Raw genomic sequence first — 18,408 nt, forward strand, 5'->3', positions numbered from 1 at the left:
CAGTGGTTGGGGGAAGGTGGCCGCGCGTTCGAGGGGATTCCCTGGGTCGCCGCTAGGCTAGCTGCATGTCAATCGCGGCCGAACGGGAGCCGAAGGCGCCTACTGCTTCGCCTCGAAACCAGCAACTGCTCGTGACCCTTTTCGGCCTATATGGGCGCGAACACCAGGGCGCCTTGCCTGTTGCGGGGCTCGTGCGGCTCTTGGGCGATCTCGGCATCGAATCGGCTGGCGTTCGCTCGGCGGTCTCGCGGCTCAAGAAGCGCGGGGTTCTCGAGAGCGTGAGAGTGGGCGGGGCCGCCGCCTACCGGCTCGGCTCCGGCCTCGAAGAGATCTTCCACGAGGGCGACGAACGCATCTTCTCCCCCCGCCGGGCCAGCATCGGAGACCCGTGGCTGCTCGCGGCGTTCTCCGTGCCAGAGTCTCAGCGCAACCTGCGCCATCAGATCCGCAGCGCCCTCACGCGTCTGGGATTCGGCGCGGTCACGCCCGGACTCTGGATTGCGCCGGCGTTTCTCGAGACCGAGGCCAGGACTCAGGTGGGCCGTGCCGGCGCGGCTGGCTACGTTGAATTCTTCCGCGCCGACTATGCCGATGACGGCTCGGGCCCGACGATGCGCGAGCTCGTGGCCTCGTGGTGGGACCTTGAGGCACTCGAATCGATGTACGTGGAGTTCGTTGAGAACCACCGCGAAGTCGGCGAGCGCTGGGCGTCGGCGGAGCCTGCTTCCCCCCAGGAGCACGCAGACGCCTTCGCGGACTACGTCTCGATGCTGACCCAGTGGCGGCGGCTGCCCTACTTGGACCCGGGGTTGCCTGTCGAGTATCTGCCTGAGGACTGGCACGGCGTGGTGGCTCAGGACCTGTTCAGGACGCTCCACGAGCGTCTGGCCGGACCCGCCCGGCAGCATGCCGAACGGGCCCTCGCCATCTCGAGCGGCGACTAGGCTTCCCCGCCTGAGCCGATCACGGCGACTCCCTTGATCTCGATCAGGGCTTCCTCCTGCCAAAGGCGCGTGATCCCGATGCCGGCCATCGCCGGATACTCGCGCCCAGCCAACTCGCGCCAGATCTGACCGATCTCGCGCCCGTGGGCCATGTAGTCCTCCACATCGGTGAGGTAGATCGTGACGTCGACGAGGTCCTCTGGCCGGCCGCCGGCCTCGGCGAGCGTGGACAGGACGTTGGAGAACGCCTGCCGGAACTGTTCCACGATGCCGCCAGGGACGATCTGCATGTCGGCGTCGAGCGCGGTCTGTCCGCCGAGGTAGACGACGTCGCCCACCTTCACTCCGTGTGCGTAGCCAGAAGGCTTCGGCAGCGCTGCGGGATTGACAGTTTCCTTGCGCGTCATGGTGCTTGCCATGGGATCCTCCTCGCCCTCTCGGGCGCCTCGTCAGTGGGGCTAGTCACAGCCGCACGGCCGTGCTAACTTGAGTTTAGATGACGAGCGTCACAAAAGCGATATACTCCCCAAAGGAGCTGAGCCATGGAGTTGGCAACGATCCGAACCCCCAATGGGTCCACCGCCGCCGCCGTGCGGCGGGGCGACGAGTGGATGGGGCTTGCGGCGGCCGACCTGAGCGAGCTTCTGGCCCGGCCGGACTGGTCATGGGAAGCTGTGACGGCCCTTGCTGCCCCGGTCGGCAGCGGGATTCCGGTCGACGAGGCCGAGCTCGGGCTGCCGCTCCCCACGCCCGGGAAGGTCGTCTGCTGCGGGCTCAACTATGCGGACCACATCCTCGAGATGGGGCGCGACCTCCCCGAATACCCCACCCTTTTCGCAAAGTTCGCCGACACGCTCACGGGCCCGACCGACGACGTCGCGGTGCCCACCCAGGCGCAGGCCGCCGTGGACTGGGAAGCCGAGCTCGCCGTCGTCGTCGGCTCGGAGCTCCGGCGAGCCGACGAGGAAGAGGCACGCGCGGCGATCGCCGGGTACATGCTTGCCAACGACATCTCGATGCGCGACTGGCAGAAGCGCACCCTCCAGTGGTTCCAGGGCAAGGCCTTCGACGGCACGACGCCGATCGGACCGGTGCTCGTGACCGCCGATTCGATCGACCCCGACGACGGGATCGAGATCACGTGCGAGGTCAATGGCGTGCGCAGGCAGCATGGCAGCACGAAGACCCTCGTGTTCAGCCCGGCGCGCCTTCTCGCCTACATCTCCCAGTTCACGGCGCTCCGCGCCGGTGACGTCGTTCTCACCGGAACTCCCGGCGGGGTCGGCACGGGCATGCAGCCCCCGCAGTACTTGTCCGACGGCGACGCGGTCGTCGTGCGGGCCGAGGGCCTCGGACAGCTCGTGAACACCATCCGCTTCAACTGACCAGAAATCCCAGGAGGACACCATGACCACCAACGAGCAGCTCGCGTACGTTACCGAGGGCGACAACTCGATCTACGCACAGCCGGACGGGCGCGTGATCCCCGTGGTCACCCGCGCAGGGCACGAGGATACTCAGACCATGCAGTCCGGCGACTGCGTCCGCGTCTCGGGCGTCTCGATCCAGCACACCCCTGCTACAAAGATCTGGTTCGGCCAGGTCTCCAACAAGCCGGGCTACCGTTCCCTCCCGCACCACCACGGAGAGGCCGAGACCGGCGGCTACGTGCTGCGCGGACACGGCCGGATCTACTTCGGCGAGGGCTTCAAGGACTACACCGATATGACTGCCGGCGACTGGGTTTTCGTCCCGCCGTTCATGCCCCACGTCGAGGCGAACATGTCCGTCACCGAGGAGCTCGTCTGGCTCACGACGCGCACCCCCGAGAACATCGTCGTCAACCTCGAGGACGTGGACGACTCCGAGCTCGAAGGCTATCAGCGGGCATGACCGGCGAATCCGCCCAGACGGCCGCCGCCGTGGAGACGGCGGGCTCCTCGACGCTGCTCGCCGCGCTCGAGCTGACGCCCTGCGAACCCGAGCACTTCGACCTCGCGTGGAGGGCTACCACGCAGTACTGCCCGTGGCCCAAGGCCTACGGCGGGGACATGGTGGCCCAGGCCGCCGCGGCAGCAATGCTCTCCGTCGACGCGGAACGACGGCTCCATTCGATGCACTCGTACTTCATGCGTCCCGTGGACATTGGCGCCGAGGTCCGGTATGAAGTCGAGCTCCTGCGCGACGGGCGTGGGTACTCGACCCGTCAAGTGCGCGCCTACCAGGGCGGCAAGCCCGTCTACGCGGCGCTCGCCTCATTCCAGGTCCCCGAGGACGGGGCCGAGCTCACGCCCGCCCTTCCGGCCGGCCTCCCCGCGCCCGAGACGCTGCCGACCTCGGCCGAATACCTCGCGGACATCGAACCCGGCACGCCCGAGGCAGGCACGCTCACCCCGGCGGCCAAGGAGTACTGGTCGTCCGGCCGCTCGTTCGACATGCGCCACGTGCGCGGCCCGGTCTACGTCCAGGTCGAGGGCGAGCGGACCACGACGCAGGCGGTGTGGGTACGGGCCTTCGAGGACTTGGAGGCCGTGCCCGCTGGGGCCGTCGGCGGCGCCGGCTCGACGGTGGAGGCACTCGACATTGGGCAGGTCCACACCGCGGCTCTCGCCTACGTCTGCGACTACACGATCATCGAGCCGACGCTCCGCGCGCTCGGCCACGCGTGGGCCGACCCCGGCCTCGTGACCGCGAGCCTCGACCACGCCATGTGGTTCCACCGACCGGCGCGGGCCGACGAGTGGCTCCTCTACGTCCAGGAGGCCGCCGGCACCCAGTCGGGCCGAGGCCTCGGCCTGGGCCGCTTCTTCGATTCCGACGGCCGACTCGTCGCGACCGTGGCCCAAGAGGCCATGATCCGCCCGGGCCGCGGACCCAGCTCGCGCTGACCCAGCATCACGAAAGGCTCTCCACGATGGCCCTCTCCCCCTCAGCACACGTCGACTCGTTCACGCGGGACAACCTGCCGCCCGAGTCCCAGTGGCCGACGTTCGAATTCACCCTCCCCGAAGTGCAGTACCCGGACCGGCTCAACGCCGGAGCGGCTCTCATCGACCAGGCGGTCGAGCAGTTCGGGCCCGACCGGACGGCCCTGATCGGCCCGGACGGGACGCGCTGGACCTACGGCCAGCTCCAGATACGGGCCAACCAGGTCGCACAGGTGCTCACCGAGGACCTCGGCCTCGTCCCGGGCAACCGCGTGCTTCTGCGCTCCCCCAACAACCCGTGGACCGTCGCGGCCTGGCTCGGCACGCTCAAGGCCGGCGGGGTCGCCGTGACGACGATGTTCGCGCTCCGGTCGACGGAGATCGTGCCGATCATCGAGCGGACCCGGCCGTCCGTGGCCCTCGTCGAGCACCGCTTCGCCGACGATCTCGACGCGGCGCTCGCCGCGCTGGGCGGCGACGGCGGCCAGGTCGCCGTCGTCCGCTTCGGGGGCGACGGCGCAGACGACCTCACCGCACGGGTCGCGGCGAAGAGCGGGGTCTTCGAAGCGGTGCCGACGGCGGCGGACGACGTCGCGCTGCTCGGGCCGACGTCGGGCAGCACTGGCGTCCCGAAGATCACGATGCACTTCCACCGTGACGTCCTCGCCAACGCGGACACGTTCGCGCGGCACATCCTGCGGCCCACAGCCGACGACGTGTTCGCGTGCTCGGCGCCGCTCGCGTTCACGTTCGGGCTCGGTTCCCTCGTGGTGTTCCCGCTGCGCTTCGGGGCGGCCTCGCTCCTCGTCGAGAGGGCGACGCCGGTACAGTTCGCCGAGCTCGTCGCCGCCAACGGCGTCACTATCCTCGCGACGGCGCCCACGGCCTACCGCGCGATCCTCAAGGCGGGCCGCGCAGACCTCCTCGCGGGGGTGAAGAAGGCCGTATCCGCGGGTGAACACCTGGCGCAGGAGACGTGGCATCACGTGCACGACGAGACGGGCCTCATGCTCATCAACGGCATCGGCGCGACCGAACTGCTGCACGTGTTCATCTCCGCCGCCGGCGAGGACATCAGGCCCAGCTCAACGGGACGCGCTGTGCCCGGGTACCGCGCGACCATCCTCGACGGCTCAGGCCACGAGGCGGCCCCGGGCGAGCTCGGCCGGCTGGCCGTCATCGGGCCGACCGGGTGCCGGTACCTCGCGGACGAGCGCCAGCTCTCCTACGTCGTGAACGGCTGGAACGTCACCGGCGACATGTTCTACCGCGACGCCGACGGCTACTTCTACTACCAGGCGCGCTCCGACGACATGATCGTCTCCTCTGGCTACAACATCGGCGCCCCCGAGGTCGAGGCGGCGGTCAACGAGCACCCCGACGTGCTCGAGTGCGGCGTGGTCGGGCGGCCGGATTCGGAGCGGGGCACCGTCGTGTGCGCGTTCGTCGTGCTGCGGGACGGGGTCGACGGCGACGACGCGAAGCGCAAGGAGATCCAGGACTTCGTCAAGTCCCGCATCGCGCCCTACAAGTACCCCCGCGACGTCCGCTTCGTCGAAGCCCTTCCGCGGAATCCGAGCGGCAAACTCCAGCATTTCCGCCTGCGCGAGCAGGCCGCCGAAACCAACGGCACCCAGGTCTGAAAGGAAACACCACAGTGAAGATCGCAGTCATCGGCGGCGGCCCGGGCGGCCTCTACTTCTCCGCCCTCATGAAGCAGCTCGACCCGTCGCACGAGGTGACCGTCTGGGAACGGAACCGGGCCGAGGACACGTTCGGCTTCGGCGTCGTCTTCTCCGACGAGACGCTCGGCGGCATCGGCAACGCGGACACCGTCGTCGCGGAGTACATGTCGGAGCGCTTCGCGCGCTGGACGGACATCGACATCACGCTCAACGGCGTGCGGCACACGGTGGGCGGGCAGGGCTTCGCGGCCATGAGCCGCAAGGAGCTCCTCCAGCTCCTCCAGCGGCGGGCCGCCGAGCTCGGCGTCGACGTCCGCTTCTCGACCCTCGCGCCCGACGTCGACGAGCTCTCCCGCGACTACGACCTCGTCATCGCCTCCGATGGTGTCAACTCCCAGGTCCGGGCGCGCTACACCGATTCCTTCGGCCCCTCCCTCGACGTCCGGCGCAACAAGTACATGTGGCTCGGAACGGACCTCGTGTTCGAGGCCTTTCAGTTCTTCGTCAAGGACACCCAGTGGGGCACGATGCAGATCCACGGGTACCCCTTCTCCGATTCGGGCTCCACGTTCATCGTCGAGATGCACGAGGACGTGTGGCGCGCGGCCGGGTTCGACGCGACTGAGGGCACGGTCTTCCCGCCGGGCGTCTCGGACGAGGCGGCCATCGCGAAGATCCGCGAGATCTTCGCCGACGAGCTCGCCGGCCATGAAGTCCTCGCGAACAACTCGAAGTGGATCAACTTCGCGACGGTCCGCAACCGGAGCTGGCGGCACGGCAACGTCGTCCTCCTCGGCGACGCCGCCCACACGGCGCACTTCTCGATCGGCTCGGGCACGAAGCTCGCAATGGAAGACGCCCTCGCGCTCGCGGCCTGCCTGCACGAGCACCCCACGCTCGAGGCGTCTCTGGTCGCGTACGAGTCGGAGCGGCGTCCCGTCGTCGAATCCACGCAGCGCGCCGCACAGGCCTCGCTCGAGTGGTTCGAGAACATCGGCCAGTACACGGCGCAGGATGCAGTGCAGTTCTGCTTCAACCTGCTCACCCGCTCGCGCCGCATCACCCAGGAGAACCTGCGGCTCCGCGACCCCGAGTTCGCCGCGCGCGTCGATGCGTGGTTCGCAGCTTCGCAGGCTGCGCTGGGGAACGGCGACGGCGCCGCCCGGCCCGCGATGTTCCAGCCGTTCCGCCTCGGCGGGCTCGAGCTCAAGAACCGCATCATCGTCTCCTCCATGGACATGTACTCCGCGGTCGACGGCGTCCCCGGAGACTTCCACCTCGCGCACCTCGGCTCGAAGGCCCTTGGCGGGGCCGGCCTGGTCATGACCGAGATGGTGTGCGTGTCCGAAACTGGCCGCATCACCCCCGGCTGCGCGGGGCTCTACACCGACGGCCAGAAGGACGCGTGGGGACGGATCGTCGACTTCGTCCACTCGTCCTCGACGGCCAAGATCGGCCTGCAGATCGGCCACTCCGGCCGCAAGGGCTCGACCAAGCTCATGTGGGAGGGCATTGACGAGCCCCTCGAAGCGGGCAACTGGCAGACCGTCGCGCCGTCGTCGCTCGCCTACGGGCCGCGCAATCAGGTGCCTGCCGAGCTGGACCGAGCCGGCATGGACGCGATCCGCGACGATTTCGCCGCGGCCGCCCGCCGGGGAGCCGAGGCCGGCTTCGACCTGCTCGAAGTCCATGCCGCCCACGGCTACCTGCTCTCCTCGTTCCTCTCGCCAGTCTCCAACCGGCGCGAGGACGAGTACGGCGGCAGCCTCGAGAACCGCCTCCGCTTCCCGCTTGAAGTCTTCGACGCCGTACGTGCGGCCTGGCCCGCGGACCGCCCCGTCACGGTGCGCATCTCCGCCGTCGACTGGCTGCCGGACGGGAACACGGCGGAGGACGCCGTCGAGATCGCCCGGGCCTTCATCGCCCACGGCGCTGCCGCCATCGACGTCTCCTCGGGCCAGATCGCCAAGGAGGAGAAGCCCGCGTTCGGCCGCTCATACCAGACGCCGTTCGCAGACCGGATCCGCCAGTCTGTCGGCACCGAGAGTGGGGTTGCGGTCATCGCGGTCGGCGCGATCTCGAGCTACGACGACGTCAACTCGATCCTCCTCGCCGGCCGCGCGGACCTGGTGGCTATGGGCAGGACGCACCTCTACGATCCGCAGTGGACGCTGCACGCGGCCGCCGAGCAGGACTACCGCGGCGCCGGTGCAGAGTGGGCCGCCCAGTTCCGGGCAGGGCGGCGCAAGCCCCCGTCGTCGCGCACCGACGCCGTGCGCCCGCGGCTCTCGCTCCTGCGCGAGCCCGACGGCGACGAGCTCCCCACGCATCTCCGCTGGACCCCGCGCTCGTCCCGGGAGGCGCTTGAGCCGGTCAACGCCTGACGCTTCCAGCCAAGCCGAAACCAGCAGCCCCGGACCGGAAGGGTCCGGGGCTGCTGTGCTACGAAAGGAGACATGATGATGAGCGATCTCCAGCCTGGTGCCATCCGCGAAACTGTCACCCGCTCGGTGGAATGGGCCGACACCGATGCCTCCGGCCACCACCACAACTCCTTCATCATGCGCAGCGTCGAAGCGGCGGAGGCACGGCTCTTCAAGCGGCTCGGGGTTCTTGAGGAGTATTTCGGCATCGCGCCGCGCGTGCATCACGAAGTGGACTTCCGCTCAAAGCTGTACTTCGGGCAGGAGGCTACGACCGTCCTCGAGATCGAATCCGTGGGGCGTTCGTCGATGACGTTCCGGTTCGAGGTGATGGGTGAGGCATTCGAACGGGAAGACCTGCCTGTGCCGCGACGGCTCGCGGCCTCGGGCCGTTACGTGACCGTGCACGTTCCTCACGGCACGGAAGAGTCTGCTCCCTGGCCCGAGAGGATCCTCGAGAAGCTCGCGAAGGCCGCCGCTGACATCGGCACGTGACCAGCGGCCCTCGCCCCTTATCCAAGGCTTCGTGCTTGGGAACCACAAGACTTGGCCCTGCGAACAAGGCTTTGCCCAGTAATGACAAAGGACGGGAGTCGAGGCCGGCAAGCAGCCCTAGTTTGGTGTTGTCGGCAGGATGGCCGACGAAGTCCGAGCAGATCTGGGTCTGGGGGCGAGCAAGATGATGAACCGCAAGCTTGCGCACGAACGCAGGATTCTCAAGAACCCCCATGCGGCCGATGGGCTCCGAAACAGCCGAAGCATGCCGGCAACCCCGTCTCTGAAAACAAACGGAGGCCAAGCGATAACGCCGCATTCCGCCGAGCACGAATGAAAGACGGTCACCGGCTCCCGGACCTGCCGCCCAATAGCGTGCTCTCGCCCAGGCTCCGAGATGGGCCGGCAATGCCTCTCCGGTTGGATGTCCAACCGGAGAGGCATTTTCCGTGCGCGCCGGCGGCTAGTGGCCCTTGAACGCCTCCGCGAGCCACCACGCGCCGCTGTCGGACGCGATCTTGGCATCAAGGACGAGAGGCCGATCGGGCTGCGAGTCCACCCAGGCCTTCACCGGCTCGAGGTCCTCCACGGTGCGGACGGTGAGAGCTTCGCAGCCGTAGCCGCGCGCGATCGCGGCGATGTCGGTCTCGGGGAACGTCACCGTCGAGACGTCGACGGGCCCGTGCTCGGCGAAGTGGTGGACTTCGGCGCCGTAGGCGGCGTCGTTGTACACGATGCACAGGAGGGGCAGGCGCAGTCGCACGGCGGTCTCGAGCTCGCTGATCCCCATGAGGAAGCCCCCATCACCGGTTCCGAGGACGGGGAGCCGGCGCGGTTGGGCGAGCGCGGAACCGATCGCCGTGCTTAGGCCCAGGCCAATCGACTGGAATGCCTGGGTGAAGCAGAAGCCGAACTCGTCGGGGACATCCAGGTACTGGCTCGGGTAGCCCATGAAGTTCCCCGAGTCGACCGCGACGATCCTCTCGGCGGGCAGGAGCTCGTCGATCCTGCGCGTGAGCTCGCGCGGGTCGATCCGCACTGCGCCGTCGGCGCCGGGGCCGCCGAGGTCGGGAGTGGCGACGTCCTGCCAGCGCGCGGACGCGGCGATGCGGGCCCTCACTTCCGAGGTGCGGTACCCGGTGACGGGGACGGCGCCGCGGCGCTGCAGCTCGGCGAGGGCATCGGCCGCGGTCGCGGCGGAGTCTCCGAGAACGCCGAGGGTGATGGGCCGGTTTGCCCCGAGCGCGGAGTCCTCGAGGTCGACCTGGACGACGGCGGCGCTCGCGCCGATGAGGGTGCCGTGCCGCATGGTCCACATGTTCAGGGCGCACCCGAAGCCCACGATGAGGTCCGCGTCCGAGATGAGCTCCGCCGTCGTCGGCGAAGAGAACCCGCCCGAAATCCCGAGGCCGAACGGATCTCCCGCGAAGAGGCCATTGGCCACCGCCGACGTAGCCACGAGCGCCCCCGCGTGATCGGCGAGCGCGAGGATCTCCTCGCGGGCGCCGCGGCCGCCACGCCCGGCCACGAACACCGGACGTTCGGCGGCAAGGATGAGATCTGCCAAAGCGGCGACGGCCGAGGCGGCCGGGCGCATCGGGGCAGGCGGGGCGACGGGGACGACGTCGTTCGTGCCCGGGGCGAGCTGGGCCTGGACGTCGAGCGGCAGGTTGAGAACCACCGTGCGGCGCTCGTTCTGTGCAGTACGGAACGCGCGGACGACGTCGTCGACCGCAGAGGCGGCCGAATGGACCCTGTGGGACAACGCCCCGACCGAGCGGGCGAGGCCGGGCTGGTCCATGGTGAAGTTCGAATTGACCGCCGCGCCCGCCGTCTCGGCGGCGAGAACGAGAAGCGGCGTGCGCGACTTCGCTGCCTCACCAATTCCGGTCGTCGCGTTGGTCAGCCCGCAGCCTTGGTGAACCGAGAGGAGTGCGACCTTCCCGGACATGCGCGCGTAGGCGTCCGCCATCGTGGCGGCCCCGCCCTCATGCCGGGCGGCGGTGTACGGGACGCCGTGGCGGATGAGGGCGTTGGTCACGTCGAAGTTCCCGGAGCCGACGACGCCGAAGCAGTGCCCCGCGCCCAGCTCGGCAAGCGCGCGTCCTACAAGTTGCGCGACCGTCTCCCCCGCAGGCGCAGATGCCGTCTTGGGAGCCGGGGCGTTCGCCTGGGCGGTCATGAGCTGGCCCTCTCGACGAAGGCCAGGATCCTCGCCGGAGACCCCGTTCCCCCGACGATCGGCAGCGGCGCGACGACGACGACGGCGCCTGTCGCCGGGAGCTGGCCGAGGTTCTGGAGCGAAGTGATGCCGTACTTGTCGGCACCGAGGAGGAAGTAGTGCATCGGGAACAGGGGGTCCATTCCGCCAGCGAGGCCAGCGTCGATGCCCACCGTCTCGACGCCGACTCCGGAGATCGGCGCCACGTCCGCGAGCCACCGGGCGCACTCCACGGTGAAGCCGGGCGTGTGCGAACCGGTTTCATCAGCGTTGAGGAAGCGCTCGCGATCTTGCGCGTACGCATCCCACCCGGTGCGCACGAGCAGCCACGCGTTCTCGGGGAGCGGCCCGTGCTCCGCTTCCCACGCCTTGATGTGCTCGACGTCGACGAGGAAGTCGGGGTCGGCGGCCGCCTCGCGGCTCACGTCGAGGACGCACGCGGGGCCGACGAGCCGCGACGGCTCGATCTGGGAGACGTCCTTCCCGCCCCGGCCCGTCACCCAGTGCACCGGGGCGTCGAGGTGGGTTCCGATGTGCTCGCCCGTGCTGATGTTGTGGTGCTTCCAGAAGGGCCCGGGCTCGTTGTAGGCCGAGACCTCCTCGAGGCTGAAGTCGACGAGGTTCGCCAGGGGGTCGGGAAGGCGCAGGGTCGGGGTCTCGCTCGAGAGGGTGTTGGTCAGATCGACTACACGCACCTCGCCCGTGGCGAGCGATGCGAGCAGCCCGGTCAGCTGTGACATGGGGACTCCTAGATGGGGGTGGGTGCGTGTCGTCATTGTGACGATCGTCACAAGAGGTCTATGAGTTCGATCACCATAGCAGTCGCAAGGATCCACGGCTAGATGCCATCCCGTGCCGCGGGATTCGGACTGCAGAGGTCGCGAATCGGATAGCCGAGCCCGTGTGAGCCACGCCACCATCGGATCCATGGACACATCCATCCTTGAATCTCCGGTCACTGGGCTCGAGCTGCGCCAGGCGATGCGCCACTGGGACACGGGCGTCACCGTGATCACGGCCGGCTCCGAACCGTCCGGGCGGATTGGGCTGGTCTCGAACAGCTTCACGTCGGTTTCCTTGGAACCGCCGCTCGTCTCATGGTGCGTGGACCGCAACTCGAGCAGCTTCGAGGCCTGGTGCGGGGCGCCGTCGTTCTCCATCCACATTCTCGATGACGAGGATGCGCACCTCATCCCTCGGTTCGCCGCCCGGGGGACCGACAAATTCGCGGGGCTGACCACGATTTCCACCCCACTGGGCACGCCAGCGCTGGACGCCGGCCGTATCAGGCTCGACTGCCGCACGTGGAGGACGTACGACGGCGGCGATCACGTGATCATCGTCGGCGAGGTCGCGGGTATCTCGCCTCGCTGAACGATGCGCTGAATCGCCTACTCATTTCCACCCGAAAGAACAGAGGAATTCGCATGACACGCAGCATTCTCGACGGCCAAGGGTTCAAGCTCGGCCTCTTCTCCCCGAACTGCTCCGGCGGGCTCGCGGTGACCAAGATCCCCGAAAGGTGGAGCGCGAGCTGGGAGGACAATCTTCGGCTCGCACAGCTCGCCGACGAGGCCGGCATCGACTTCCTGCTGCCGATCGCGCGCTGGATCGGCTACAAGGGAGACACCAATTTCCACGGCCACGTTCTCGACCCCATCGTCTGGGCGGCCGGGCTCCTTGCCTCGACGCAGCGGATCACAGTGTTCTCGACGATCCACACGGCGTTCACCCACCCGCTCGCGATCGCGAAGGCGATGGCCACTCTGGATCAGATCGGAGGAGGAGGCCGTGCCGGACTCAATATCGTGGCCGGATGGAACCAGCCTGAATACGAGACGATGGGCGTCTCGATGCCGCAAGAGCATGACGCACGTTATGAATTCGCCCAGGAGTGGTGGGACGTGGTCCGGGATGCGTGGTCCCGGAAGGACATCTTCGATCACAACGGCACCTACTTCTCGCTGCAGCACATCGAATCCGAACCCAAGCCACTGGACGGAAGGGTCCCGGTCTTGAACGCGGGCTCGTCACGCCAGGGCCGAGAATTCGCGGCCAAGAATTCGGACTTCGTCTTCACGATCATCCCCGACGCAGAAACGGGCGCGGAGATCTCGGCTGGCCTCCGGGCTCATGCACAGGCGGACTACGGGCGATCGGTCGGAGTCTTCACGCTGGGCCATGTGGTGTGCCGACCGACGCAGGCAGAGGCTGAAGGATTCGTCCACTACTACGCCGAGGAGAACGCGGACTGGGGGGCAGTGGACTACCTCATGGGCTTGCAGGGCCTGCATGCACAGTCCTTCACGCCGGAGATGCTGGCCACGATGCGCGGGCGATTCGCGTCGGGGCACGGGTCCCTTCCGATGTTCGGTACTCCCGACGACGTCGCCGACGCCATCGAACGCGTGTACCGCGCGGGCTTCGACGGGATGACGCTCGCGTTCGTCGACTACGCGGGCGAGCTCGAATACTTCGCCCAGGAGGTCCTCCCGCGGCTCGAGAAACGAGGCGTGCGGGTGCCGGCAAAGATCCCTGCTGCCGCAGTGTGAGACGAAGGCTCGGTGTGACGCTTGTCACGATTGCCTCGTAGCATGATGGTGAGCACGCTCGAGGAGATCCTGATGCATGACGGCCTGCCACCCCTAGCCGGTCCCGTCCAGGACCGGCCCTTGGGTGGCAGGCCGCTTGCCGAGACCCATTCGCCCCGCGAGATCCGGGATGCGGTGGACGCCCTCACGCATGAGCATCATCAGCTGGCGCTTCGAGAGGGGCACTCGGTCAATGGAACGGCCGACGGCCTCCAGCTTGGGCCCCTCGGCCTCGTCCACGTAGCCTACGGCGCGCCCGTGATCGTGGACAGCCCTCCGTCGGGCCGCCAAGTCGTCATCGTCTTGCCTCTCGGGCCCATGGCAGTCCACTCGAACGGACACCAATGGATCGCCCGCGAGCCCTTCGCCCTCAGTTCATGGCACGGCACCAAGATGGCGCCCGATCCTCGCGCCGGGGCCCTCGTCGGTTCCGCGGCGGCCGATGTTGTCGAGGATTACGTCGAGCGGCTCCTGTCGAAGCCCCTGCGCTTGCCCATCGCCCTCGCATCCGAGGTACCGCTGAAGTTGGCGTCGCCGCGCCTCGTGGAGGCGGCGTGGCTTGAGGCCTGTGGCGTGCTGGGCAGCAGCTCGGAGCGTCCCGACGAGCTCACCGTCACTGCCCTCGTATCGTCGCTTCTCTCGACGATGGTCCTCGGCCTTGCACCGCTCTTGTCCGCGTCAATCGGGCCGTCGCCGCACACGCTCGAGAGCTCACCGAAGGCCCTGTGGCGAGGTCCCGGCTATCTCATTGCTGCCCGGAACCTCATGCAAGCTCACCTCGCCGAAAGCCTCTCAGTTGACGACATCGCGAGCGCGGTAGGCGTCAGCTCGCGACAGCTCCACGCCGCATTCGCCGAGCATCTCGGCACGAGTCCTGCACAGCTCCTGAGGGACATGCGCCTCGACCGCGCGCGCTCGCTTCTGCTCGACCGAAGGCTCGCCGATCGCCTCACCGTGGCGACCGTCGCGGCCAGAACAGGGTTCTCCCATTTGGGGCGATTCGCCGCCTACTACATCGAGAAGTTCGGGGAGGCTCCCTCAGCCACACTGAGCCGAACGCGGCACTAGGCCCGGCCCTCAATCCAGAAGATATCAGCCCAGACGATCGTCAACCCAGAGGATCGACAACGTTAGACGATCGACGGCGGAGGGCATCGACCCCACAGCAAGGTGCGGATCAGAAGGGCGGCGGTGGGTCGCCTTCGGGGTAGGTGATGTATCTGCGCCCGAGGGCGCAGTTCACTCAAGGGTCCCGGGCGGCTCGCGGGTTCCGGGCGGCGGGGAGGCTCCCCGGCTGGCGGTGCGGGCGCTGGGGGTGCCGGGCACGTCGGGGGGTGCGGGGTCGGCGGGGGCGTCTGGGACACGGGTGGTTGCGGGGTCGGCGGGGGCGGTGCCGGCCTGGCGGACCTCCCAGTGCCCGAGGGTCTTGAGCCGGTGGTGCTGCGGGCACAGCAGGGCGAGGTTGCCCGTGTCTGTCGCGCCGCCGTCGGACCATTCCCGGGTGTGGTCCGCCTCGGCGGCGGCCGCCGGCTTGTCGCAGCCGGGGAACCGGCAGGTCCGGTCGCGGGCCCCGAGGAAGCGGCGCATCGCCGGGGTCGGGGTGTAGCGCCGCCTGCCCAGGGCGAGCGGGGCGCCGGTGCCGGGCTCGACGCAGAGCCGGGACCACGTCGCGGCCTCGGCGGCCAGGAGCCGCACCGCGCCGGCGTCGATCGGCCCGTACCCCACGATCTCCCCCGGTGCGTCCTCCCCCCGGGCGTCCTGCCCCGCGCCGTCCTGCCCCGCGCCGTCCTGCCCCGGGGCGTCGGCCCCGCCCGTGAGGGTGCGGGCCGGGACGGTGACGATCAGCTCGGTGCGCACGCCCCCGAGCGGGGAGGATTCCGTGCCGGCGAGGAGGTCCGCGAGGGCGTCGGCGCGCAGCTGGCCGAGGGTGCGCTCCTCGCCCGGGCCCTGCAGGGACCGGGCGATGGCCTCCAGCCGGGTGTCGATGGCAGCCCCGGCCTCGAGCGGCAGGTACGCGCTCAGCCAGCACATCCCGTCGTGGTCCGGCTCGAGGTCGACCCGCCGGTGGGCTGCCGCCCTCTCCTTCCGCACCTCCAGGGGCTCGCCCGCGTGCTTCTCCGCGAGGCGGCGCAGCCGCCGCCTGAGCGCCCCCTGGGTGGGGATGCCCTCCGGGTCGGGCGGGTTGGCGATGGCCGCCGCCTCGGCGGCGAACTCGTCGAGCCGTTCCGGCGGGACGGGAGCGGCGGCGTCGAGGATCGCGGCCGCGCGGCGGCGCGGCAGGGCCCCGGAACACATTCCCGCCAGCACCGGCGCCCAGGGAGCCTTGGTGACGGCGAGGGCCTCGGCGACGGCGGCAGACGCCGTGCGCTGGGAGATCCGCAGGGCCGCGGCCAGCTCCGACGCGGCCACCGTGGGCGCGTCCAGCCTGCGCGCGGGGTCCTCCGAGGAGCCCCCCACGGCCGCGGTCAGCGCCGCGAGGGCGATCGCCTTGCGGGCCTCGAGCCGCGCCTGCGCCGCGTCGATGCGCTCCAGCTCAGCGACAAGACCGTCGGCGCGCTCTGCCCGCGCCCGTGCCATGATCGCCGCCGGGGCAAGCGCCGCCTCCCACAGAAACTCCGCCTCCGGGTCCCCCTCGCCCAGAACGTCGAACGCCTCGAAGACGGACGCGTCCACGGCCGGGGGCTCAACCGGCCGCGCCAACGGGTCCCCGTAGAAGTCCCAGCCCACGGCCCCCAACGGATCGGCACCCCACGGCCCCGCGCCCAGCGGCCCCGCGCCCAGCGGCCCCGCGCCCAGCGGCCCCGCGCCCAACGGCCCCGCGCCCAACGGCCCCGCGCCCAACGGCCCCGCGCAAACGCGGTCCCCCTCCACGGGGCTCAGAACCTCCTCGACGATCATGGAACGAGTCTCCCCGAAGGGACCGACAAAATAAGCGTCCCGTCGCTGAGGACCAAGGCCTCGCCTCGGTCACCACGAGGACCACGAGGTAACGCGTCGCGAAGTGCGCCTCTAGCTCCGCAGCGTCGCCGACGGCAATTCGCCGAAGGCCGCGTAATAGGCCTGCGCGAAGCGACCCAAATGCGCGAATCCGCAGTCCTGCGCAATCATCGTGACGCTCTGCTCGTTCGGCTCGCATTCCTGCAGCATCCTGCGAGCACGCAGAAGCCGTGACGTCCGCAGGAGCGCCATCGGCGTGGATCCGGTCTCGGCCGAGACGGCCGCCTGCAGCGTCCGGAGCGGCACCCCGAGGGCCTCGGCGAGTTCGGACACCATGACGTCCTCGGCCGAATGGCGTTCGAGAAGCTCGGTGAAGCGCTTGACGAGCCGCGCCGTCGCCGCGCTCGACGCTGTGTTCGTGCCCGAACCGGCAGCCGTCGTCGCCTGCCCGCCGTCCCATTGGCCCAGGGCGAGTGAGACATTGTTTGGGACTGCGAGCAGCCAGCGTTGCAGCACGGCTTCTTCGAGGAGTTTCAGCGCGTAGGGCGCGGCCGCGGAATCGGCACTGTTGAGGGCGTCGTGCAACTCGAACGCGGCCCGGAGGAGAGCCTGTCCAGACGGGCTCTTGAGGTCCAGCGAGTGGCCCAGCCGCAGTCCCGCTGCCAGCTCGGCGCCGAAGAGCCGCCGCGCGGCCTCCTCCATGGCCGGAAGTGACGCGTACAGGATCAGCTGCGGCGTTCCCGCCTCCCACACCATGGAGAAGTCGCGGTCAATCGGCGGAAGGGTCGCGAGGCGCGCGTCGGATTTGATGGTTTCGTTCCCGCAGTCCATCGTCGCCCTGCCCTGAAGCGGCATCTGCACGAGGAAGAAGTTCTCAAGGGCGCGCGGGCTGATGCGCACGTCGGCCCCGTAGTCGAGCAGGTGGACGCCAACGCTAGCCGTCGTCGCGGAGCGGAGCGTGAGATCCACGCGCCCGCCGGGGTCGAGCGGCGTGAGGCGATGGGCGCAGAAGAGATCCTCGATCGTCTTCTGCGCCTCGTCGGCGTCGACCGTAGAGAGGGTCGATCGCCGGTCGAGCACTTGGTCGGGACGGGGCAACCGGAGCGTGGGGGAAAGCATGAAGGGCCTCCAAGCCTCCTGCCACTTGCACGTGCAGCCACCTGCGCAGATGGGCCGCTCTGCGCGAATCGGACACCCGCTGCGCGGTTCGGATAGAGCGTCTGACAGCGCGCACGTAGCGTCGTGATTAGGCCAAGTATGGCACAGGTCACATGTCAGGAAGGTTGAGATGGGAACTCTGGAAGGCCGCGTAGCCCTCGTCACGGGCGGCTCGACCCTCGTCGGTCGGGGCGTCGTCGACGCTCTCGTCGAGGAGGGGGCGAGGGTCGTGATTGCCGACATCGACGCGCAAGGCGGCGGCGAGGCTGCGCTCCACCCCTCGGTGGAATTCCGCCTCACCGACATCACGGACGACGGCGCCCTGGCGGCGCTCGCTGAAACCCTCAGGCAGGACTACGGTCGCCTCGATGTCCTCGTGAACCTTGCGTGCTCGTATCTCGACGACGGCGCGCACTCTGACCGGGCGGACTGGCTGAGCTCGCTCAACGTCAACGTTGTGAGCGCCGTCATGGTCGCCCGGGCGGTGCGAGAACTCCTCACGGAATCGGGCCACGGCTCGATCGTCAACTTCACGTCCATCTCGAGTTCCGTGGCCCAGACCGGCCGCTGGCTCTACCCCGCGAGCAAGGCCGCTCTCGTGCAGCTCACGCGGAGCATGGCCGCCGACTTCGCCTCCGACGGCATCCGGGTCAACTCGGTCAGCCCCGGCTGGACGTGGTCCAAGGTCATGGACACCCTCAGCCGTGGCGACGCCGCCCACGTCGACTCGGTCGCGGCCCCGTTCCACCTGCTCGGGCGGGTCGGCCGCCCGAGCGAGGTCGGCGCCGTCGTCGCCTTCCTGGCCTCGGACGCCGCGTCCGTCGTCACCGGTGCCGATTGGGCGGCCGACGGCGGGTACTCGGCCCTGGGCCCGGAGCGCAACGAACCCGCGATCCCCCTCCTCGTGAAAGATGCGGCGCAGGCCGTCCCAGCGGACGGGAGGTGAGTTCCGTGATGTCCCGTCGTCTCGCACACCAGCATTGGGCGGATTACCGCGAGCGCGAAGCCGCCGCAGCTGCCGCCGCGC

The 18,408-nt window shown here is 69.2% G+C and carries 16 protein-coding genes; 11 read left to right on the forward strand and 5 right to left on the reverse strand.

The genetic code is table 11. The annotated features are described in order from the left end of the window. Window positions 1-65: 65 nt before the first annotated feature. The gene (locus tag SPF06_RS05590; protein WP_323277973.1) at window positions 66-944 is read left to right on the forward strand and encodes a PaaX family transcriptional regulator; all 879 of its coding nucleotides are present in this window, start codon (window positions 66-68) and stop codon (window positions 942-944) included. On the opposite strand, the gene SPF06_RS05595 is transcribed toward SPF06_RS05590, so the two are convergent. Continuing rightward, window positions 941-1,363, reverse strand: coding sequence for a RidA family protein (locus SPF06_RS05595; RefSeq protein ID WP_323277974.1), 423 nt, complete (start codon window positions 1,361-1,363; stop codon window positions 941-943). The genes SPF06_RS05590 and SPF06_RS05595 overlap by 4 nt on opposite strands. Before the next feature lie 123 nt (window positions 1,364-1,486). Between SPF06_RS05595 and SPF06_RS05600 the strand changes: the two genes are divergently transcribed. The 6 genes from SPF06_RS05600 to SPF06_RS05625 all read left to right on the forward strand — a co-directional run bounded on the left by SPF06_RS05600 (window position 1,487) and on the right by SPF06_RS05625 (window position 8,474). Beyond that, window positions 1,487-2,329 carry a fumarylacetoacetate hydrolase family protein gene (locus SPF06_RS05600; RefSeq protein ID WP_323277975.1) on the forward strand — a complete coding sequence of 281 codons (843 nt, stop codon included), beginning with the start codon at window positions 1,487-1,489 and terminating at the stop codon, window positions 2,327-2,329. A gap of 22 nt (window positions 2,330-2,351) precedes the next feature. Beyond that, window positions 2,352-2,837, forward strand: coding sequence for a cupin domain-containing protein (locus tag SPF06_RS05605; protein WP_323277976.1), 486 nt, complete (start codon window positions 2,352-2,354; stop codon window positions 2,835-2,837). After that, window positions 2,834-3,832 (forward strand): acyl-CoA thioesterase, encoded by a 999-nt coding sequence (locus SPF06_RS05610; RefSeq protein ID WP_323277977.1) that lies wholly within the window; start codon window positions 2,834-2,836, stop codon window positions 3,830-3,832. Before SPF06_RS05605 ends, SPF06_RS05610 begins: the two co-directional genes overlap by 4 nt. 26 nt (window positions 3,833-3,858) lie before the next feature. After that, window positions 3,859-5,514: an AMP-binding protein gene (locus tag SPF06_RS05615; protein WP_323277978.1), complete on the forward strand. Its 1,656-nt coding sequence runs from the start codon at window positions 3,859-3,861 to the stop codon at window positions 5,512-5,514. Window positions 5,515-5,528: 14 nt separating this feature from the next. Continuing rightward, the gene (locus SPF06_RS05620; protein WP_323277979.1) at window positions 5,529-7,940 is read left to right on the forward strand and encodes a bifunctional salicylyl-CoA 5-hydroxylase/oxidoreductase; all 2,412 of its coding nucleotides are present in this window, start codon (window positions 5,529-5,531) and stop codon (window positions 7,938-7,940) included. 78 nt (window positions 7,941-8,018) lie between these two features. Beyond that, complete coding sequence (locus SPF06_RS05625; RefSeq protein ID WP_323277980.1) at window positions 8,019-8,474, forward strand: acyl-CoA thioesterase; 456 nt, start codon at window positions 8,019-8,021, stop codon at window positions 8,472-8,474. Between the two features lie 463 nt (window positions 8,475-8,937). On the opposite strand, the gene SPF06_RS05630 is transcribed toward SPF06_RS05625, so the two are convergent. After that, window positions 8,938-10,656, reverse strand: coding sequence for a thiamine pyrophosphate-binding protein (locus SPF06_RS05630; RefSeq protein WP_323277981.1), 1,719 nt, complete (start codon window positions 10,654-10,656; stop codon window positions 8,938-8,940). After that, window positions 10,653-11,435 (reverse strand): cyclase family protein, encoded by a 783-nt coding sequence (locus SPF06_RS05635; protein WP_323277982.1) that lies wholly within the window; start codon window positions 11,433-11,435, stop codon window positions 10,653-10,655. The genes SPF06_RS05630 and SPF06_RS05635 overlap by 4 nt, the downstream gene beginning before the upstream one ends. Window positions 11,436-11,622: 187 nt before the next feature. Between SPF06_RS05635 and SPF06_RS05640 the strand changes: the two genes are divergently transcribed. The 3 genes from SPF06_RS05640 to SPF06_RS05650 are packed head-to-tail and all read left to right on the forward strand — an operon-like array spanning window position 11,623 to window position 14,354. Next, window positions 11,623-12,069, forward strand: coding sequence for a flavin reductase family protein (locus SPF06_RS05640; RefSeq protein WP_323277983.1), 447 nt, complete (start codon window positions 11,623-11,625; stop codon window positions 12,067-12,069). A gap of 53 nt (window positions 12,070-12,122) precedes the next feature. Then, entirely contained in the window at window positions 12,123-13,247 is a 1,125-nt protein-coding gene (locus SPF06_RS05645) for an LLM class flavin-dependent oxidoreductase (protein ID WP_323277984.1), read from the forward strand. A 42-nt stretch (window positions 13,248-13,289) separates the two neighbouring features. Beyond that, window positions 13,290-14,354 (forward strand): AraC family transcriptional regulator, encoded by a 1,065-nt coding sequence (locus SPF06_RS05650; RefSeq protein ID WP_323277985.1) that lies wholly within the window; start codon window positions 13,290-13,292, stop codon window positions 14,352-14,354. Between the two features lie 171 nt (window positions 14,355-14,525). Here SPF06_RS05650 and SPF06_RS05655 read toward each other — a convergent pair whose 3' ends face one another. Further along, a complete protein-coding gene (locus SPF06_RS05655) occupies window positions 14,526-16,184 on the reverse strand; it encodes an HNH endonuclease signature motif containing protein (RefSeq protein ID WP_323277986.1) in 1,659 nt (552 codons plus the stop codon). Between the two features lie 111 nt (window positions 16,185-16,295). Then, the gene (locus SPF06_RS05660) at window positions 16,296-17,342 is read right to left on the reverse strand and encodes an AraC family transcriptional regulator (RefSeq protein ID WP_323277987.1); all 1,047 of its coding nucleotides are present in this window, start codon (window positions 17,340-17,342) and stop codon (window positions 16,296-16,298) included. A 169-nt stretch (window positions 17,343-17,511) separates the two neighbouring features. Here SPF06_RS05660 and SPF06_RS05665 point away from each other — a divergent pair, with 169 nt between their 5' ends. Next, complete coding sequence (locus SPF06_RS05665; protein WP_323277988.1) at window positions 17,512-18,327, forward strand: SDR family oxidoreductase; 816 nt, start codon at window positions 17,512-17,514, stop codon at window positions 18,325-18,327. Window positions 18,328-18,408 lie beyond the last annotated feature (81 nt).

The sequence above is a fragment of the Sinomonas terricola genome (assembly GCF_034931225.1).
Taxonomy (GTDB): Bacteria; Actinomycetota; Actinomycetes; order Actinomycetales; family Micrococcaceae; genus Sinomonas; species Sinomonas terricola.